The organism is Phytopseudomonas daroniae (assembly GCF_004327275.1).
Taxonomy (GTDB): domain Bacteria; phylum Pseudomonadota; class Gammaproteobacteria; order Pseudomonadales; family Pseudomonadaceae; genus Aquipseudomonas; species Aquipseudomonas daroniae.
Genome location: NZ_QJUJ01000002.1, coordinates 523,322 through 542,404 on the forward strand (window position 1 = coordinate 523,322; position 19,083 = coordinate 542,404).

18 protein-coding genes are annotated in these 19,083 nt (G+C 57.8%); 10 read left to right on the plus strand and 8 right to left on the minus strand.

Going from position 1 to position 19,083, the window contains the following annotated elements; all coding sequences use genetic code 11:
- The first annotated feature begins 8 nt into the window (after positions 1 to 8).
- Both DNK10_RS07590 and DNK10_RS07595 read left to right on the plus strand, forming a co-directional pair.
- Positions 9 to 707: an alpha/beta family hydrolase gene (locus DNK10_RS07590; RefSeq protein ID WP_131191112.1), complete on the plus strand. Its 699-nt coding sequence runs from the start codon at positions 9 to 11 to the stop codon at positions 705 to 707.
- Positions 708 to 785: 78 nt separating this feature from the next.
- Entirely contained in the window at positions 786 to 1,166 is a 381-nt protein-coding gene (locus tag DNK10_RS07595) for a hypothetical protein (protein WP_131182302.1), read from the plus strand.
- Between the two features lie 126 nt (positions 1,167 to 1,292).
- Here the strand turns inward: DNK10_RS07595 and DNK10_RS07600 are convergent, their stop codons facing one another.
- The gene (locus DNK10_RS07600) at positions 1,293 to 1,598 is read right to left on the minus strand and encodes a hypothetical protein (protein ID WP_131191113.1); all 306 of its coding nucleotides are present in this window, start codon (positions 1,596 to 1,598) and stop codon (positions 1,293 to 1,295) included.
- A 642-nt stretch (positions 1,599 to 2,240) separates the two neighbouring features.
- On the opposite strand from DNK10_RS07600, the gene DNK10_RS07605 reads away from it, so the two are divergent.
- Both DNK10_RS07605 and DNK10_RS07610 read left to right on the plus strand, forming a co-directional pair.
- Positions 2,241 to 2,816 (plus strand): LysE family translocator, encoded by a 576-nt coding sequence (locus DNK10_RS07605; protein WP_131182300.1) that lies wholly within the window; start codon positions 2,241 to 2,243, stop codon positions 2,814 to 2,816.
- Positions 2,817 to 2,826: 10 nt separating this feature from the next.
- Positions 2,827 to 3,822 (plus strand): quinone oxidoreductase family protein, encoded by a 996-nt coding sequence (locus DNK10_RS07610; protein ID WP_131191114.1) that lies wholly within the window; start codon positions 2,827 to 2,829, stop codon positions 3,820 to 3,822.
- Positions 3,823 to 3,841: 19 nt separating this feature from the next.
- On the opposite strand, the gene DNK10_RS07615 is transcribed toward DNK10_RS07610, so the two are convergent.
- Positions 3,842 to 4,723: a LysR family transcriptional regulator gene (locus DNK10_RS07615; protein WP_131182298.1), complete on the minus strand. Its 882-nt coding sequence runs from the start codon at positions 4,721 to 4,723 to the stop codon at positions 3,842 to 3,844.
- Between the two features lie 356 nt (positions 4,724 to 5,079).
- Here DNK10_RS07615 and DNK10_RS07620 point away from each other — a divergent pair, with 356 nt between their 5' ends.
- From DNK10_RS07620 to DNK10_RS07630, 3 genes are all read left to right on the plus strand, one after another.
- Positions 5,080 to 6,189, plus strand: a complete 1,110-nt coding sequence (locus DNK10_RS07620; protein ID WP_207390035.1) for a fatty acid desaturase — start codon at positions 5,080 to 5,082, stop codon at positions 6,187 to 6,189.
- Between the two features lie 80 nt (positions 6,190 to 6,269).
- A complete protein-coding gene (locus DNK10_RS07625) occupies positions 6,270 to 6,656 on the plus strand; it encodes a hypothetical protein (RefSeq protein ID WP_207390036.1) in 387 nt (128 codons plus the stop codon).
- Positions 6,657 to 6,714: 58 nt separating this feature from the next.
- A complete protein-coding gene (locus DNK10_RS07630; protein WP_131191115.1) occupies positions 6,715 to 7,920 on the plus strand; it encodes a methylaspartate mutase in 1,206 nt (401 codons plus the stop codon).
- Positions 7,921 to 8,097: 177 nt separating this feature from the next.
- Here DNK10_RS07630 and DNK10_RS07635 read toward each other — a convergent pair whose 3' ends face one another.
- The 5 genes from DNK10_RS07635 to acnA form a co-directional block, all read right to left on the minus strand.
- On the minus strand, positions 8,098 to 8,403 hold the full coding sequence (locus DNK10_RS07635) for a hypothetical protein (RefSeq protein ID WP_131182294.1): 306 nt from the start codon (positions 8,401 to 8,403) through the stop codon (positions 8,098 to 8,100).
- A gap of 240 nt (positions 8,404 to 8,643) precedes the next feature.
- A complete protein-coding gene (locus DNK10_RS07640; RefSeq protein WP_131191116.1) occupies positions 8,644 to 9,108 on the minus strand; it encodes a GNAT family N-acetyltransferase in 465 nt (154 codons plus the stop codon).
- 152 nt (positions 9,109 to 9,260) lie between these two features.
- Complete coding sequence (imm45, locus tag DNK10_RS26395; RefSeq protein WP_131191117.1) at positions 9,261 to 9,659, minus strand: Imm45 family immunity protein; 399 nt, start codon at positions 9,657 to 9,659, stop codon at positions 9,261 to 9,263.
- A gap of 176 nt (positions 9,660 to 9,835) precedes the next feature.
- The gene (locus DNK10_RS07650) at positions 9,836 to 11,401 is read right to left on the minus strand and encodes a methyl-accepting chemotaxis protein (protein WP_131182291.1); all 1,566 of its coding nucleotides are present in this window, start codon (positions 11,399 to 11,401) and stop codon (positions 9,836 to 9,838) included.
- 355 nt (positions 11,402 to 11,756) lie between these two features.
- The gene (gene acnA / locus DNK10_RS07655; protein ID WP_131191118.1) at positions 11,757 to 14,495 is read right to left on the minus strand and encodes an aconitate hydratase AcnA; all 2,739 of its coding nucleotides are present in this window, start codon (positions 14,493 to 14,495) and stop codon (positions 11,757 to 11,759) included.
- 234 nt (positions 14,496 to 14,729) lie between these two features.
- On the opposite strand from acnA, the gene rlmM reads away from it, so the two are divergent.
- Both rlmM and tusA read left to right on the plus strand, forming a co-directional pair.
- Positions 14,730 to 15,785 (plus strand): 23S rRNA (cytidine(2498)-2'-O)-methyltransferase RlmM, encoded by a 1,056-nt coding sequence (rlmM, locus tag DNK10_RS07660; RefSeq protein ID WP_131182289.1) that lies wholly within the window; start codon positions 14,730 to 14,732, stop codon positions 15,783 to 15,785.
- Positions 15,786 to 15,950: 165 nt separating this feature from the next.
- Positions 15,951 to 16,193: a sulfurtransferase TusA gene (tusA, locus tag DNK10_RS07665; protein WP_131191119.1), complete on the plus strand. Its 243-nt coding sequence runs from the start codon at positions 15,951 to 15,953 to the stop codon at positions 16,191 to 16,193.
- A gap of 206 nt (positions 16,194 to 16,399) precedes the next feature.
- On the opposite strand, the gene DNK10_RS07670 is transcribed toward tusA, so the two are convergent.
- Positions 16,400 to 17,803, minus strand: coding sequence for an MATE family efflux transporter (locus DNK10_RS07670; RefSeq protein ID WP_131191120.1), 1,404 nt, complete (start codon positions 17,801 to 17,803; stop codon positions 16,400 to 16,402).
- A 116-nt stretch (positions 17,804 to 17,919) separates the two neighbouring features.
- Here DNK10_RS07670 and pdxB point away from each other — a divergent pair, with 116 nt between their 5' ends.
- Positions 17,920 to 19,071 carry a 4-phosphoerythronate dehydrogenase PdxB gene (gene pdxB, locus DNK10_RS07675; protein ID WP_131191121.1) on the plus strand — a complete coding sequence of 384 codons (1,152 nt, stop codon included), beginning with the start codon at positions 17,920 to 17,922 and terminating at the stop codon, positions 19,069 to 19,071.
- Positions 19,072 to 19,083 lie beyond the last annotated feature (12 nt).

Here is a 19,083-nt window from a genome sequence, read left to right on the forward strand (position 1 = left end):
AGGCAAGCATGAGCAATGGGCACAAGGGCGGTATTGACGCTGGTCAATGCGCGCAGGGGCGCGAGGAGGCGGGGCTGCTATGGGATCGGCCTGCGGGTGAGAGCCTGGCCATACTGATCCTCGCCCATGGCGCGGGTGCGCCGATGGACAGCGATTTCATGAACCTGATGGCAGGCAAGCTCGCCGCCCGTGGGCTGACGGTGGTGCGCTTCGAGTTCGACTACATGGCCGCGCGCCGGCAGGACGGCAAGAAACGCCCACCCAATCCCCAGGCGAAACTGCTCGAACGTTGGCGCGAGGTGCATGCCGCCGTGCGACAACAGGTCACTGGGCCGCTGGCCATCGGCGGCAAGTCCATGGGCGGTCGCATGGCCAGCCTGCTGGCCGACGAGCTGGGTGCTGATGGCCTGATCTGCCTGGGCTACCCCTTCCACGCCATCGGCAAGGCCGACAAACCACGCACCGCCCACCTGGCCGACCTCAAGACGCCGACCCTGATCGTCCAGGGCGAGCGCGATGCCATGGGCGACCGCCATAGCGTGGCGAGCTATCAGCTATCGCGCGCCATTGAACTGTGTTGGCTGACCGCGGGGGATCACGACCTCAAACCGCTGAAGGTCTCCGGGTACAGCCATGAGCAGCACCTGGAGTCGGCCGCGGATGCAGTGGCCGCATTCCTGACGCAGCAGGGCGATGCAGGTCGCTGAATCGTGGCCTGCTTGGCAGCCCGGTTAATGTCGAGTGGGTAGGATCGTTGTCGATCCGGAGAGCCGGGCGGGAAAGGGATGGATTATCGCGATGTGCTGGAAATGCAGAAAACCGCAAAGCGTTTCAAACGGCTGGCGGTTTGGGGCCTGGCCATACTGGGTTGCATTCTGCTGTTCGGTGGTAGCCGTTGGCACCTTACCGGCGCGCCGCCGAACCCGATCTCGGTAGAGATGATGAAAGACTATGTGCGAGGCGCGGGCGCCGACCCTGAATCGCTGATCCTCAGTAATCATCACGGTACCTGCGGCACCTTCACCTACATCGCCCGCGATGGCGAACGTAGTGCACCTCTCGGTTTTGTCGCCATTCCTGGCAAGGGCGTATCGCTAAGCCTGTTCAGTGCCGAATGGGACAAAAGCCCCTGCGCCGGGCCGCGCTCCTACACACTGCACCGCTAACCTGTAGGAGCCGGCTTGCCGGCGATACGATTTTGCCCGCTACTCCTGCGTGGGCCTCGCCACCGCTATCGCCGGCAAGGCTAGGCGCCCCCGCCGTTCCTACAGAACGGTGCATCCATCGCCTGCTCACTCCGACAACCGCTGGCCACAATGCAGACAATTCGGCGTCGCCGGATCATGCCGATCACCCGCAACGCCATCGGCCTTGCTATGGGGCGACTCACCACAGCCAGGGCAGGCGTAACGCGACAACGTTCGATGCTGGCGATAGAGGTTCAGCAGCACGCCAGCAATGACCACTGCCAACGCAATCAACAACTCGCCATCGGGCCGGAACATGGCCAGCACGAATAGTGCGATGACCAGTACCGCGAGCAGGGACTCGAGAAAGTCGACGTGTTTGCGTGAGCGGTTGTAGTCATCCGGAGTCATTGCACAGCACCTTGTTGTTCTTCGCTGAATCCTGTCGCGATGCCAAGCACGTAGCAACTGTCTTTGCTCATTGCTGAGTGGCGCAAGGCCAATAACAATCATGATCCAGTGAGTGCTTGGCCCTGCTATACGGACGACAGAATGGCCAGCGGATAAGCCCACCAAGGCACCTCTAAAAATTATCTGCGTTGTCATCGTTGCGTTAAAAACAGGCTCGTGTGGGAGTCCAAGCTCTTTTCGCCTGTTTTTGCGGGATCGCCATCGGTATTGCACTGGCTGTCTCGCCAACGTTTCTAGATGTGCCAAAAACAGGCCAGATATACGAATGAAAGCGTACTGACGGCATTACTTTTCATTGCCTGTTGAGGAGTCGATATACGCATAGGTAGGGATGACCAACATCGTATGCAAACAAGGCGATATCTTGTAACCCATTTAATTGGTGCCTGACGGAACCGTGACCATTGCCGTTCTCTTGATTGCTCACATGCTCGGATCTCCAGTTATGGGGGGGCGTTTTCCAAAATTGGAGATAACTTTGATGTGGCGCAAGAATTACAATAGGCCTAGATTCCCTGTGCCAATAACAAAAGGCGAGCGAAAGTGCTTCTAGAAATCAATTGGCCGTTATGGTTGACCACTATGATTCCATTAGCCATGAGTGCAGGTCCAGGCAACCTGATGGTGGCGACCTCGGGTGCGCAGAGTGGTGTCCGGCGCTCGGTACTATTCATTGCAGGCCTGGACATTGCCTATTTTGTTATTTCGATGCTGGTTGGCCTGGGCTTGTATCACACATTAATGAGTGAGCCCGCACTTGTGTGGGGACTTCGGGTTGCTGGCAGTATTTACATCATGTGGCTGGGTATGCGGTTGCTATTGCGCCCAATGATATCCACGAATAACGAAAATCTGGATTTGCAGTTCCGGGATGGGGTCATGGTACAGCTTGGGAATGTGCAGGGGTTGGTGATGCTGCTTGTTATGTTTTCGACATTCATTCCAACTGGAAAGACAAGTAGCAGCGTAGTTCTTGCGCTCAGCTTTGCATTGATTTCATTGAATTTTATTGCGCACCTTATCTGGGTTTCATTGGGGGCGACTATTCAGAAATTGTTGAGTGCGCGTCCAGAGCTGCTGAGGGCGCAAAACGCTGTATTTGGGCTAATGCTTATTGCAGTGGCAGTCTGGATATTTATCAGAACTGACTCTTTGTAAAGGAGGGAGCATGATCAAAGCATATGGAGTTATATGCACAGCTCCTGGCGGGCCTGAGGTGCTAAAGCTCAGTACCTATAATTTGCAGCCGCCTGGCTCGGAAGAGATCGCCGTTGCGATTGAAGCTGCAGGAGTAAACTTCATCGATCTCTACCGGCGCTCTGGCGCGTTGAACGATAGTCTGACATTCCCCAAAAGCATCGGCTTCGAGGGCGCAGGTTACATAGTGTCATGTGGGCGAGCTGTAACCGAGTTTTCTGTAGGCGATCGGGTTGCCTTTGTGGATTCTTCTACTGGGAGCTACGCTTCTCATGCAATTCTTCCGGCTGCTCGTGCGATCAAACTGGCCGATGACTTATCGACAGATCTAGCGGCTGCTGCAATGTTTAAGGGAATTGCTGCTGAATATCTTACCTTTCGCTGCGTCCCGCTGGGGCCTGGTGATTGGATTGTTTGGCACGCAGCAGCAGGGGGAGTAGGGAGTATCGCTACCGGTTGGCTCGCCGCCAGGGGCGCCCGTGTCATTGGCCTTGCTTCGACGCCTGCCAAAAGAGCTCAAGCCTTGGACGCGGGTTGCGTCGCGGCTTTTGATGCTGCAGATCCTTCCACCGTTCTGGCGATTAGAGAATTGACGCAAGGGAAAGGCGTTGATGTGGTTTTCGACTCTATCGGAAATGCAACAATCGAGTTATCACTTGCTTGCCTGCGACAGCAAGGTCGGCTGGTATTATTTGGAAATTCATCAGGGGATGTGACAGGATTCAATCTGTCACGGCTCGGGCAACTGGGCTCATTGCATGTGACTCGACCAACCTTAAAGCACTACATCGGTACGAAGGCCGAGCTCACAAATGCTTCGATTCGGGTGATGACCGCCCTTGCCAGCGGTGAAATTCCTCCTCTGCAGGTAACGAGAATGCCTCTCGTGGAAGCTGCTCAGGCACATCACCTTCTTCAAGCAAGGAAAGTTCGGGGTTCTCTTATCCTGATTCCAGGATCCCAGTAATACTCTGGAGAGGAACCTGTCATTGTATGTCGGTGCGCGAAGTCTCAAATAACTGGATCAGATAATCTACCACAACGGTGACACGCCTGAGATCCTGACTTGCTTGGTTTCGCAGAAGCCAAATATCGGAACGGTGCGAAGGTATATCGGGAAAAAGATGGCGTAGCCCCATTTTTTGCCCAATGTAAGCTGGAAGTACCGCTATGCCAAGATCGGCTTCAACGGCTTTGATCTGCGCGTTTAGATTGTGAAGTCTCATCCAGATTTTTTGACCGCGACTAATCTCGTTTAGCCACTGTGCAAGCGGCATGTGCGCCATCTCTTCTGTCCAGCCGATGAGGTGATGGTGGATCAACTCGGATGGTTCAGTTGGTATGCCGTACTTGATTGCATATCGTTCTGAACAGAAAAGGCACTGAGTGAGTTGTCCAAGGCGGCGCATCGTGAAATTGCCATTTTCCGGTCTGCGCAGACGGATGATGATATCGCTGTGACTTTGCGTCAGTTTTGACGATATAGCGGAATTAATTACATCGAAGCTGATGTCGGGGTACTGTTCGCGTACCTTTGATAGCGTGGGGATTATGAAGTGGGTTCCCATGATCTCCGGGCAGTCGATCCGGACGCGGCCTGCGGCACCCTCGTTTGGGTGCGATATCTGTCGTTCAATAAGTTTAAATCGTTCTTCGGTTTCAAGTGCCAATGGCAAAAGATTCTTTCCTGCCTCAGTGAGAAAGTAACCGTTGGTTTTTTTCAGAAATAAGCTTATTCCTAATGACTCTTCCAGTGCAGCAATCTTACGCGCCACTGTGGAAGCGGAAACCTTTAGAGAATGTCCTGCGTCAGTGACATTACTGGTCTTTGCAACGGAAATGAATATCCTTAGATCATCCCAGTTCACTTGCTTCTGTCCTCATCTCTTAGCTTGGCGTATGCATTTTGGTGGTAGCAATGTCCTTGCCTGGGCGCGTACCGCAGACCGATGCCCGGCCGGGCAGGCCGAGTGCAGCTGGGGGGTGTGAGTTTCATGTTACCAGCAATAGCGTTGCTCGTTGCTGTTGGTCGTTACGGTATCATTTTCCCAGATTGCCAAACGTCTGTGTCAATCAAGATATTTATACACATTCATGAGGAGCATGGCATTCCAAAAATGAAAAATCGATCCCCATAAAAATCAATATAAACCAGTATCAATTGCGGCGTATCGTTTTCCCATGAAAGGAATTTAATTGGGGGTGGGATATGCCGAGAGAAACAATGCGAGTGCTTCCTAAATATTTTCAGCCGTTCTTAAGCTGGCTCACGGCCAAGCCATTGGCGGAAGACCTGGGGAATGTGCGCAAATTGACTCCGATGTTCCACGTTGCTGTTTCAGTCGGTTTTATTTCATTGGGCGTGATGCTGTTGGCGTCGGGTTACATAAAAGCCAATGCGGTGATGTGGGCTTTGGGGTTTATTCTCGCTTCAGGGGGGATAAAGCAGTTTCAAGTCATGATATGCCACAATTGCGCCCACGACATGGTATTTACCAATAAGAAGCTGAATGCACTTGTAGGGAATTTAATCTCGGGCTTCCTTATGTTGAAGCCGTTCGAAGTATATAAGAAAGAACATTTGCTTCATCACAGTTCCAAGTCGTTGTTAACGGATAAGGATGATACGCTTTCGTACTTGCAGGGGACGGTCGGATTAAAACCGTCTGACAGTGTTTTCGTTATGTGGGCGAAACTGGTTACGACAGCGCTGTCGCCGTTGGCGATTCTCCGATCTTCCTGGGGGCGCGTGAAGTCTACAGCAACTGCACCAAACAAAAGAATAGCTGCGTTGACGCTGAGCTGCTGGTCGATAGCATCAGTGATCGCTCTATTTCTAGGGCAGTTTGATGTCTTTATTATTGCCTGGGTACTTCCAGTCTTTATGGGATACCACATCAGCTCTACATTTCGGCTAGCTGCCGAGCATACTTGGCCTAGTGTGGAAGTACTCGAGAAGCGGGGTGTCGAATTCATCTGTGAGAGTACGACCGGGGTCTTTATCGGGGAAGCTCTTTACATAAAGGAAGATGCGGGACTAATCAAACGGGTTGTCTGGATTTCGTTATGGCTCCTGAAGATGCTTACTGTTCACCTCTTCGTGCGGATATTCATCATGGTTGGCGATACTCCATGCCATGACTTTCATCACCGGCGCCCGAGGTCAACGGATTGGCCGAACTATATAACGGCGCGCGAGCGTGACATGCTCGATGGATCTAAGCCATTTCCGAGCAATTATGTGGGCTACTGGGGGTATGGAGCTTCTGTTACAAGAAATTTCAGAAATTTCCAGAGGGCCCGTCCGTACTATGAAAAAGCTACTTCGGTCTAATGGGGTGAGATATGAGTCGCAGGAAGTCTGTTCTTTTAATTACTGTTCCATCGGATTCTCATAGCTGGAACCTGGTATTTATGGATTTTCTATTGGGTGAGTGGGGGTATCAGATAGAGAATATGGGACCTAACACCCCCGTGGGTGATGTTGTTAACTGGCTGAAGTCCAACCCCTGTGAAATGGTCGTTGTGAGTACTGTCAACGGTCATGGTTATATAGAAGGGATTGAAATTGCTCGCCGGGTTCGCGGGGACGCAAAGTTTCATGGGCTGCTGTGTGTTGGTGGAAAAATCTGTACTGAAAATGATCCCTTGACCATTGCGCGGCATAGCGAAGCACTCAAGGAAGCTGGTTTTGACGGGGTTTTTGATGACAGTGTGAAGAATAGTTTCGACTACTTTCAGGCGCTTGTTATGGAGACCGTGGAAGGCGGTCGTAGTGGAGTTCCCAATATTAGGATCTGATCCTCTGAGCAGTTGATCATAAGGTATGAGGCATTCAGGCCAGTGGAGTTCTTTAAGAATGCATGATTTTAACGCGTATGTACTCGACCGCTATGCCTTGAGTGGCCCAGTGCTCCAGCCACGTATGGGCTTCAGTTCCCGTAGCCGGATGCAGGCAGGATTGAAGGCCACTGCCGGCAGTCATGCCAACACTGTTTGCACCATCACGCTGGATGCATTCACCCGAGTGAATGACTTGGACGCAGCGCAACGGGCGATCGACAACGGCGCGATGCTCAATGGCTATCCCATCGTCAACCATCCTGTTGCAGAGACGCGGGAGATGCTGGGTCGTATTCGTGATATTTACAATGTTCCTGTCCAGATCCGCCATGGTTCTCCGGATCCTGTTCACATTTTCCGGAGAATGACCGAAGTGGGCTTGGCCGCCACCGAAGGAGGGCCAGTCTCCTATTGTCTACCGTATAGCCGCACTCCTTTGCGTGATGCATTCTCTCACTGGAGGAGCGCCTGTGAGGTACTGTCGCAAGGTGTAGAGCACAGCCACATTGAGAGCTTTGCAGGCTGCATGATGGGACAAATGTGTGATCCCGCTGTTTTGGTGGCTCTCAACGTTCTCGAGGGCTTGTTCCTGCGTGAGCATGGAATTTCGACTCTGTCGTTCTCCTATGCGCAAGGAATTTCTCCTATGCAGGATCTGGCCGCGTTATCAGCATTGAAGAAGCTTGTTGGGGAGCGTTTCACGCCAGGTAGCTACCATTTCGTTGCCTATGTATTTATGGGATTCTTTCCTCGTACAATCGGGGGGTTCTGTCGTATCATGCAAGATGCACTTTCAGTTGTCCGCGCCGCTGGCGTTCATCGGGTTATCGTCAAGACTCCGGTAGAATCGCGGCGGATTCCACGTATTGAGGAGAACATCGCGGCTTTGGAGTACGCCGAGTACTGTCTCCGGACAGGGGGCGTCTTGTCGGAAGTGCCTTTTGATTATGATGAACATAATCGGATATTGGATAAAGCCACTAAATTAATTTCAGGAACATTGGTGCTTGATTCTAATATATCGGAAGCTATTCTTTCTGCGTTTGATTGCGGCCTTCTTTCGATTCCATATTGCTTGCATCCCGATAATAAGCGTGGATCCGGTACGGTTTTGACTCCCAATAACTATTATCTTGGTTTTCAGGGGGGGCAAGTAGAGAATGCCTTCTCCTTTTTATCAGCTTTGCGCCAAAATATTCGTACGTACGATATTGTGATCTGAGCAGGTAGTCCTGGTTTTCTGAAATGTCCGCGAAGAGGAATTTAGAGATACGCGTTGATCTCTTAGTTTCTCTTGCGGTCACTGGTAACGAGTCGATGCCTCGGGGCTCACTGCCGCTATCGCCGGCAAGGCTAGGCGCCCCCACCGCTCCTACAGAACGATGCAATCATCGTCTGCTCACTCCGACAACCGTTGTCCACAATGCAGGCAATTCGGCGTCGCCGGATCATGCCGTTCACCCGCAACGCCATCGGTCTTGCTATGGGGCGACTCACCGCAGCCAGGGCAGGCGTAACGCGACGACGTTCGATGCTGGCGATAGAGGCTCAGCAGCACGCCAGCAATGACCACTGCCAACGCAATCAACAACTCGCCATCGGGCCGGAACATGGCCAGCACGAATAGCGCGATGACCAGTACCGCGAGCAGGGATTCGAGAAAGTCGACGTGTTTGCGTAAGCGGTTGTAGTCATCCGGAGTCATTGCTCGGCATCCTTGTCGTTGTGCAGTCAATCCTGCCGCGCTGAAGGGCGCATGACAACCGTTGGTAAAGCCATTGAAGAATTTGTAGGGCGTATTAGCCGCAGGCGTAATCCGCCACACGAACTGTATTACTTCATATGGTTGATGGGCGTGCCACGCGGTAAACGACGATTATGCTTCGCTAGGCTGAGCGTCCGATCCATCCTACAAGTTGATCCGTCTTACCGCGTTTGCCGTGATTCAGTTTCTGATCTTCGATTTAGAGTGATTTTCATGCTGATTCGCGGTTTTCTTCAACGCCATCCCCAAACTTGCAGGTGCGGTTAGCGAAAAACCGAATTGCTGATACAGGCGATACGCCTCGCCGTCAGCCATCAAACTGACGTACGCGGATTCTGGCACCTCGCGCGCAATGTAGTCGGTAATCTCGGCCATGATCCTCTTGCCCACGCCACGCCCCTGATGCTCTGGAAGTACTGCGATATCCACCACTTGATAGAAAGTGCCGCCATCGCCGATAACGCGCCCCATGCCGATAGGCACATCATCACAGACGATCTGAACGGCGAACAATGTATTCGGCAGGCCGCGCTCTGCCGCCTCGATTGTTTTGGGGCTCAGCCCAGCAGCGATACGAAGGTGGCGGTACGTCTCCACCGACGGAGTGGTGCGTGTGACGGAGTAGGTTGGTCTTGCTTCGGTCACTGAACAACTCCTTAGTTGCTTTGACCATTAATGTATTTGCAGGCAAATATCAGTGTGCGTGCAAGGAATTCCGTATTGCTCTGCAACGTTTGGTTAAGGGGCGGGCTTTAGCCTGTCCCGAGTGAGCGTAGCGAACGACCTTGAACCGCATGTTAGGCTTGGCCTCCATGGTTAGATGGATAGCAGTCTATGTAGTGGATACTCTCTAATGCGCAGTCTGGATAGACCCATTTAGACCAGTTGTTTTGCAACCAAACGGTAGATACTCCTCCAGACAGGTGCCTTGCCTCGGCAGGAAGCACTAACTCGGTCTGGCCAGCGTGATAGCCAGACGCGCATATGAGTTTACAGAACGATGGCGGGTTATGGTCTTCGATGATCATGAAGTCGACTACCGACTCGAAGGGATGCTTGGCCGGAAAACGAAAAACAGTCCCTCTGCCGAAGGATTCCTCATTGGTTTTTATGAGCGAGCGCCAGTTCATAGAGGCCTTACTATAAATAGACACCAAATGGTGCATAACTCCCTGGGCGGGCGTGGTGTATAACATTCCGTTGCCTTATCGCTAACCCTGTCTAGGCCGCGGCATATGGCGAGGTGCTGGGCTTTGGGTGGCTTATACACTAAATACACAGTTCGCCAGCAAGGGCTTTCGGGTCTGCTTTGACCGAGACGTGGGAGAGCGGTGTAAGAAGAGCGCAACACATCTGCATTGCGCCCTTCACCTTACCGATTAAACCGCGCCACCAACGAATACTGCCCCTGCGCCGTACTGGTCAGCTCCTCACTCAGCAATGCCGTACTTTGGGCCTCGCCAGCAGTCTGGTCGGAGAGTTGGGCGATGGTGGTGATGTTGCGGCTGATTTCGTCGGCAACGGCGCTCTGTTCTTCGGCGGCTGCGGCGATCTGGTCGGCCATTTCGGCGATATTGGCCACGGCGTCGCTGATGCCGGCGAGGGCGTGGTCGGCTTGTTGTACGCGTTCGACGCCTTCGTCGGCCTGCTTGCGGCCGATGTCCATGGTCAGTACGGCTTCGTCGGCGGTGCGTTGCAGTTTGGCGATCAGTTCGTGGATCTGCCCGGTGGACTGGGCGGTGCGCTGGGCCAGGGAGCGAACCTCATCGGCGACCACGGCGAAGCCGCGGCCCATTTCACCGGCGCGGGCGGCTTCGATGGCGGCGTTGAGGGCTAGCAGGTTGGTCTGGTCGGCGATGCCTTTGATTACATCGACCACGCCGCCGATTTCGTTGCTGTCGCGTGCCAGGCGGGTGACGGTTTCGCCGGTCTCGCCCACGGAAAGCGACAGGCGCTGGATCGCTTCGCGGGTTTCGCTGGCGATGGTGCGGCCTTCCTGGGTGAGGCGGTTGGCTTCCTGGGTGGCGATGGCGGTGCGGGCCACGTTGTTGGCCACTTCCAGGGTGGTGGCGGCCATTTCGTTGACGGCGGTGGCGACCTGATCGGTTTCTTCGCGCTGGCGCTGCAGCCCGGCGGAGCTGTTGTGGGCGAGGGTATCGGCCTGCCGGGCCTGTTTGGCGAGGTTTTCGGCGCTGTCCTGCAGGCGGGTGAGGCAGGTCTTGAGGCGTGCTTCCTGGCTGAGGATGGACAGTTCCAGGCGGCCCTCGACACCGCGGCTGTCGGTGTACATCTGCGCGATCAGCGGGTCGGAGGTACTTTGCTCAGCTAACTGCAGCAGGCGTTTGATGCCGCGGCTTTGCCAGGCCAGGCCCAGCAGGCCGAGGGGAATCGACAGTGCTGCCGCGGCGATAAAGCCCCAGGTGCTATCCAGCCAGGCACCGACCAGAAAGCCGACCTGGCTGACCAGAATGAACGGTAGCCAGTTCTGCAGCACTGGTAACCAGCGGTCGCGGTTCGGTATGGCGGTCTTGCCGGCGTTGAGGCGGCCGTAGAGCGCCTGAGCCCGCTGAACCTGCTCGGCGGTAGGTTTGCTGCGTACCGACTCGTAGCCGGTGACCTTGCCGTCATCGAGCACCGGCACCACGTAGGCGTTGACCCAGTAATGGTCGCCATTCTTGCAGCGGTTCTTGACGATGCCCATCCACGGCCGGCCATTCTTCAGGGTGCTCCACATATGCTCGAACACGGCGGGCGGCACGTCAGGGTGACGCACCAGGTTGTGCGGCGCGCGTATCAGCTCATTGTGGTCGAAGCCGCTGATTTCGACGAAGGCGTCGTTGCAGTAGGTGATCTGGCCCTTGAGATCGGTCGTCGAGATCAAACGCTGGTGCGCCGGAAACGTCCGCTCGTTTCCTGTGATCGGCTGGTTGTTACGCATGGCATCTACCCTGATGATTTTTTTGATTTATCGCGTACGCGTGGCAGGAGTGGGAGTGTAACTGGAATTGGAACTGGAGCACATTTTGGCGCCAGTAGAACGACGATCCATTGGTAGGGTTGCTGTTTCGATGGCGACGATTGCACCCAAAGTGCGGCGTTCGTGGTGAATAAAAAGGGCGTTCGTGCCTATCGACCCTGCGATTTGTAGGAGTCGCGTCCTCGCGGCGAATGGTGTGAGCAACGCATCCATTGCGTTGAATCGTTTCGCGCCGGGGCGACGCTTCCACAAGATCATTGGTGTCCTTCCATTGCGCAGCCGCCCGCATCCTTGCGGCGACTGTGCAGGTTGGCGATCATCCCGCGATCAGCTGGCGTAGCACGTAGTGCAGAATGCCGCCGGCCTTGAAGTACTCCACCTCGTTGAGGGTGTCGATACGGCAGAGCAGCTCGACGCTCTGCTGCTTGCCGTCCTCACGGGTGATCTCCAGAGTCAGTGGCATGTGCGGGCGCAGTTCCACACCGTCCAGGCCCTTGATGGCGAGGGTTTCCTGGCCGGTGAGGCCGAGACTTTTGCGGTCGGTGCCCTCGGTGAATTGCAGCGGCAGCACGCCCATGCCCACCAGGTTGGAGCGGTGGATGCGCTCGAAGCTCTCGGCGATCACCGCCTTCACCCCGAGCAGGTTGGTGCCCTTGGCGGCCCAGTCGCGGCTCGAACCGGTGCCGTATTCCTTGCCGGCGATCACCGCCAGCGGCGTGCCTTCTTGCTGATAGCGCATGGACGCGTCGTAGATCGCCAGTTTCTCGCCGCTGGGCACGTGCAGGGTGTTGCCGCCTTCTTCACCGTCGAGCATTTCGTTGCGGATACGAATATTGGCGAAGGTGCCGCGCATCATCACTTCGTGGTTGCCGCGGCGCGAGCCATAGGAGTTGAAGTCGCGCGGTTCCACCCCTTGCTCGCGCAGATAACGGCCGGCAGGGCTGTCGGCCTTGATGTTGCCGGCAGGCGAAATGTGGTCGGTGGTCACCGAATCGCCGAGCAGGGCGAGGATGCGCGCGTTGGCGATGTCTGTGATGGCCGGTGGCGCCTGGTCGATGGCTTCGAAGAAAGGCGGATGCTGGATATAGGTGGAATCGTTCTGCCACGTGTAGGTATCAGCCTCGGGCACGGCGATGGCCTGCCACTGTTCGTCACCGGCGAACACTTCGGCGTACTCCTTGCGGAACATGGCGGTGTCGACCTTCTGTACCGCGTCGGCGATTTCCTTCTGGTTCGGCCAGATATCGCGCAGGTACACCGGTTTGCCGTCGCGGTCTTCGCCCAGCGGCTCCTCGGCGATATTGATTCGCACGCTGCCGGCCAGGGCGTAGGCGACCACCAGGGGGGGCGAGGCCAGCCAGTTGGTTTTCACCAGCGGGTGCACACGGCCTTCGAAGTTGCGGTTGCCGGACAGCACCGAGGCCACGGTCAGGTCGTTTTCCTGGATGGCTTTTTCAATGGGGTCAGGCAGCGGGCCCGAGTTGCCGATGCAGGTGGTACAGCCGTAGCCGACCAGGTCGAAGCCCAGTTTGTCGAGGTATTCGGTCAGCCCGGCAGCGGCGAAGTACTCGGTCACCACCTTGGAGCCGGGCGCCAGGGAACTCTTGACCCAGGGTTTACGCTGCAGGCCTTTTTCCACGGCTTTCTTGGCCAACAGGCCGGCGGCCATCATCACGCTGGGGTTGGAGGTGTTGGTGCAGGAGGTGATGGCGGCAATCACCACGGCACCGTCGCTCAGGGGGTGACGCTTGCCGTCCATCTCGTAGTGGATTTCGTTCTGTGCGGCGTTGCCCACTGCCACGCCACCGCCGCCTTCGTTCTCCAGACGGCTTTCTTCCTTGCCGCTGGGCTTGAGCTGAAGCCCGAGGAAGTCATCGAAGGCCTGGCTGACCTGGGGCAGGGCGACGCGATCCTGTGGGCGTTTGGGGCCGGCCAGGCTGGCTTCCACTTCGCTCATGTCCAGATTCAGGCTGTCGGTGAACACCGGCTCGGTACCGGCGTTGCGCCACATGCCCTGAGCCTTCGAGTAGGCCTCCACGAGCTTCACCGTTTCCTCGGGACGACCGGACAGGCGCAGGTAGCCCAGGGTGATCTCGTCGACCGGGAAGAAGCCGCAGGTAGCGCCATATTCCGGTGCCATGTTGGCGATGGTGGCGCGATCCGCCAGAGGCAGCTCGGCCAGACCGTCGCCGTAGAATTCGACGAATTTGCCGACCACGCCCTTCTTGCGCAGCATCTGCGTGACGGTCAGCACCAGGTCGGTGGCGGTGATGCCTTCCTTGAGTTTGCCCGTCAACTTGAAGCCGATCACTTCCGGAATCAGCATCGACACCGGCTGGCCGAGCATGGCGGCTTCCGCCTCGATGCCGCCGACGCCCCAGCCGAGTACGCCGAGGCCGTTGATCATGGTGGTGTGCGAGTCGGTGCCGACCAGGGTATCGGGGTAAGCGAAGGTGGTGCCGTCTTCTTCTTTCGTCCACACGGTACGGCCCAGGTATTCCAGATTGACCTGGTGGCAGATGCCGGTGCCCGGTGGCACCACGCTGAAGTTGTCGAAGGCGCTCTGCCCCCAGCGCAGGAACGCATAGCGCTCGCCGTTGCGTTGCATCTCGATCTCGACGTTTTCGCCGAACGCCTCTGGCGTGGCGAATTTGTCGACCATCACCGAGTGATCGATGACCAAGTCCACGGGCGACAGCGGGTTGATCTTCTGTGGATCGCCGCCGGCCTTGGCCATGGCGTCGCGCATGGCGGCCAGGTCGACCACCGCCGGCACGCCGGTAAAGTCCTGCATCAGCACGCGGGCCGGGCGGTACTGGATCTCGCGGTCGGAGCTGCGCTTGTGCAGCCAGTCGCTCATGGCCTGCAGATCCTCGCGGGTGACGGTCTTGTCGTCTTCCCAGCGCAGCAGGTTTTCCAGCAGAACCTTGAGCGACATCGGTAATTTGTCGATGTTACCCAGTTGTTTGGCGGCCTCCGGGAGACTGAAGTATTCGTAGGATCTGCCCTCGACGTTCAGGGTACGGCGGCAATTCAGGCTATCGATGGAAGGCATCGTGCATCTCCTTGTGGCTTGCACGGTACAAGCCGTTCTGGTTTTGGCAGAGGCTCTCTCCGGGCTCTGCTCGATGGTTCCCTGCGGCTTGCGATGAGCCGTCGTCCGGTCTTGCGCGTGGCATGAAACGCCTGTTCAGCGGAGCCGGTAATACTGGGATTCTGTTCACTGGACAGGGGGCAGGCGCCGTGGGTTCCAGTTTTCGCTATCATGCGCGCCCCAAGGAGAACCCCGATGAAAACTTTGTTGCTGCATTGCCGTCCCGGTTTCGAGAACGAGGTGTGTGCGGAAATCGCCGAACACGCCGCGCGTCTCGATGTACCAGGTTACGCCAAGGCCAAGCCCGATACCGCTTGTGCCGAATTCATCTGCAGCGATGAAGAGGGCGCCGAGCGGCTGATGGCCGGGCTGCGCTTCAGCCAACTGATCTTCGTGCGCCAGTGGGCGCGGGGCCGCTTTATCGAACTGCCGGAAAAGGATCGCATCAGCGTGCTGCTGGAGCATCTGGCGCCGTTGCCGGCCTTCGGTAGCTTGTGGCTGGAGGTGCTGGATACCAACGACGGCAAGGAACTGTCCGGTTTCTGCAAGAAGTTCGAAGGCCCGCTACGAAAGGCGCTGACGGCGGCTGGCAAGCTGGTGGAGAACGCCCGCGCGTCGCGCCTGCTGCTGACCTTCAAGAGTGGCCGCGAGGTGTTCCTGGGCATGGCCGAGGCGAACAACTCGGCGATCTGGCCCATGGGCATTCCGCGCCTCAAGTTCCCCCGCGAAGCGCCAAGTCGCTCGACCCTCAAGCTCGAAGAGGCCTGGCACACCTTCATCCCCCGCGAGCAGTGGGACGAACGCCTGTCGGACGAGATGACCGGCGTCGACCTTGGCGCTGCACCCGGTGGATGGACCTATCAACTGGTACGCCGTGGCATGCTGGTGACCGCCATCGACAACGGGCCGATGGCCGAGAGCCTGATGGATACCGGCCTGGTGCAGCATCTGATGGTCGATGGCTTCACCTGGAAGCCCAAGCAACCGGTGGACTGGATGGTCTGCGACATCGTCGAGAAACCCGCTCGCAGTGCAGCCCTGCTGGAAACCTGGATCGGCGAGGGGCATTGCCGTGAAGCGGTGGTAAACCTCAAACTGCCGATGAAGCAGCGTTACGCCGAGGTACGCCGTTTGCTCGAGCGCATTGCCGATGGCCTGGCGGCGCGCAAGGTCAAGGTATCCATCGCCTGCAAGCAGCTGTATCACGACCGCGAGGAAGTGACCTGCCACCTGCGCCGGCTAGGTAAATGAAATTGTAGGGGCCGGGGCCTAGCCCTTGCCGGCGAGTGGTGGCCGTGATGTGTTTCCATGGGGAGATCGCGATCAACACGGTCGCAAGCCAGATACCCCTGCAGTTGCTACGCAAGCGGTAATGTGCGACCCATGAAAGAATCAGCGTTTTCCGGAGTTAGCTTGATGCTCGATGCCACACCCGATGCCACCCTCGACGCCAGCGGATTGTTCTGCCCGGAGCCGGTGATGATGTTGCACAACAAAGTGCGCGATCTGCCGGCGGGTGGTTTGCTCAAGGTCATCGCCACTGACCCCTCGACCCGCCGCGATATTCCCAAATTCTGCGTATTCCTCGGTCATGAGCTGGTGGAGCAGGAGGAAGACGCGGGTAGTTATCTGTATTGGATTCGCAAGAAGGCTGATTGAGTGGTTTAAGGCGGGAGCGGCCGGTCGGTGACCTGCGTTGAATCATGGATCACGGCCTGCGGCCCCGGATTACGCCTGCGGCTAATCCAGGCTACTCCACTACTTACTGGTCGCGTCCCGGCACCCGTAGGATGGGTGAAACCCATCAATTGCCGATGGGTTGCACCCATCCTACGACCTACGATTGTCCGCTAACGCTGGCAGATTCAATTGGTCGACGCCTCTTCGTGCCTGCGCGCCTCGACCAGCCGGATATGCCGTCGGGCGCTGCTTTTCAGGCGCAGGGTCAGCATCAGCGCCGCGCAGGTCAGGCCGACGATCAAGCCTTCCCACAATCCAGCCGGGCCGCTGGCCTCGCCGAACAGGTCGGTCAGGCCCAGCACGTAGCCGACCGGCAAGCCGATCCCCCAGTAGGCGAACAGGGTCATGATCATGGTCGCGCGAGTGTCCTGGTAACCGCGCAGGGCGCCTGCAGCCGTGACCTGGAGGGCGTCCGAGAACTGGAATAGCGCGGCGTAGACGATCAGGCTCGCGGCCAGGGCGATGACTTCCGGCGCGGGCGTGTAGATCTGCGCGATCTGCTCGCGCATCAGCAGCATGCAACTGGCTGACACGCAGGCATAGGCCAGGGCGGTCACCATGCTGACGCCTGCGGCGAAGCGTGCCTCGCGCGGCTCGCCGCGCCCCAGGGCCTGGCCGACGCGTACGGTGGCCGCCATGCCGATGGAGTAGGGGATCATGAATACCAGTGAGGCGAAATTCAGGGCGATCTGATGCCCGGCCACCACAGTGGCGCCCAGGCCGCCGATCAGCAGGGCGATCACCGCGAAGATGCTCGACTCGGCGAATACCGAGATACCGATTGGCAGGCCGATGCCCAGCAGTCGTTTGATCAGCGGCCAGTGCGGCGGGTCGAAATGCTGCAGTGGCGTGGTGTTTTTATACGCCGGCGCGCGGCGAATCCACCAGAGCATGCCCAGCAACATGAACAGCATCACCAGCGCGGTGGCCCAGCCACAGCCGACACTGCCCAGCGGCGGCAGGCCGAGCTTGCCGTAGATCAGCACGTAGTTCAGGGGGATGTTCAGCATCAGGCCGAACAGGCCCACCACCATGGCCGGTCGTGTGCGGCCCAGGCCGTCGCTGTAGCAGCGCAGTACATGGAACAACGCCACGCAGGGGAAGCCGAACGCCACGCCGTGCAGGTAGCCCATGGCCGGCTCGATCAGGTCGGGGTCGACCTTCGTCAGCCGTAGCACGACCTCGGCATTCCACAGCACGGCGCCCGCCAGGCAGCCCACCGCCAGAGCCAGCCACAACGCCTGGCGCACCAGCGGGCCGATCTCTGCGTGCTGCCCGGCGCCGAAACGCTGCGCCACCTTTGGTGTGGTGGCCAGCAGGATGCCGGTCATCAGCAGGAATACCGGTACCCAGATCGAGTTGCCCAATGCCACCGCGGCCAGGTCGCGCGCGCTGAAGCGCCCGGACATCACCGTATCGACGAAGCCGATAGAGGTGTACGCCAGTTGCGCGATGATGATGGGCGTGGCCAGGGCCAGCAGCGTGCGCAGTTCGGTGCGCACGCGCTGCAGGCGGGATCGGGCAGGCATGGAGGATTCGCAGTCATACGTGGAAAGCCGTGCAGTCTACGCGCTGACGGTTCGGTCAGGAAAGGCGCCGGGCGATGTATCTGGTTAGAATGTACGCCTGATTGCGGAGATCCCCCATGCGCATAGTCGCCGACGAAAACATCCCCCTGCTCGAAGAGTTCTTTGCCGGTTTTGGCGAGATTCGCCGGTTGCCTGGCCGGGCCATCGATCGTGCTGCTCTCGGCGATGCCGAGTTGCTGCTGGTGCGCTCGGTGACCAGGGTCGACCGGGCGTTGCTGGAGGGTAGCCAGGTACGTTTCGTCGGTACCTGCACCATCGGCACCGACCATCTGGATCTGGATTATTTCGCCGAGGCCGGCGTTGCCTGGAGCAGTGCGCCGGGTTGCAATGCGCGTGGTGTGGTGGATTACGTACTTGGCAGCCTCCTGGTGCTGGCCGAGCGACTCGGCGTTGACTTGCCGGAACGTACCTATGGCGTGGTCGGCGCCGGCCAGGTCGGCGGGCGGCTGGTACAGGTGTTACGCGCTCTGGGCTGGCGCGTGTTGGTCTGCGATCCGCCGCGCCAGTGTGCCGAGGGCGGTGATTTCGTTGAGTTGCAGCAGATTGTCGAGCAATGCGATGTGATCAGCTTGCATACGCCGCTGGAGCGCGGCGGCGAATGGCCTACTTATCATCTGTTCGATGCCGAGCGTCTGGGGCGGCTCAAGCCGGGTGCCTGGCTCATCAATGCCAGCCGTGGTGCGGTGGTGGATACCGTCGCCCTTCGTGAACGCCTGCAACAGGGCGCTGACTTGCACGCGGTGCTGGATGTCTGGGAGGGCGAGCCGCTGGTCGATCCGCTTCTGGCCGCGCTGTGCGCTATCGCTACGCCGCATATCGCCGGCTACAGCCTGGACGGCAAGCTGCGCGGTACGGCGCAGATCTACGAGGCTTTCTGTCGGCGCCAGGGCATTTCGCCGACACTGGCACTGGATACCTTTACACCTGAGCGCTGGTTGCCGCGCCTCACTATTTCCGCCGGAAGTGATCCCGCCTGGGCACTGGCAACCCTGTGTCGTGCGGTCTATGACCCACGTCGCGACGACGCTGATTTACGGCGCAGCCTGGTTGCCGACGCGCAGGCGCGCAGGGCTGGTTTCGATCTGCTGCGCAAGCAGTATCCGATGCGTCGGGAAATCGAGGGGCTTGAGGTGGAGCTGAGAGGCGAAGATGAAAGCTTGCGAGCGCTGATCACGGCGTTGGGGGCGCGCGTAATCAGCGTGGCGTAACGGCGGCATGTG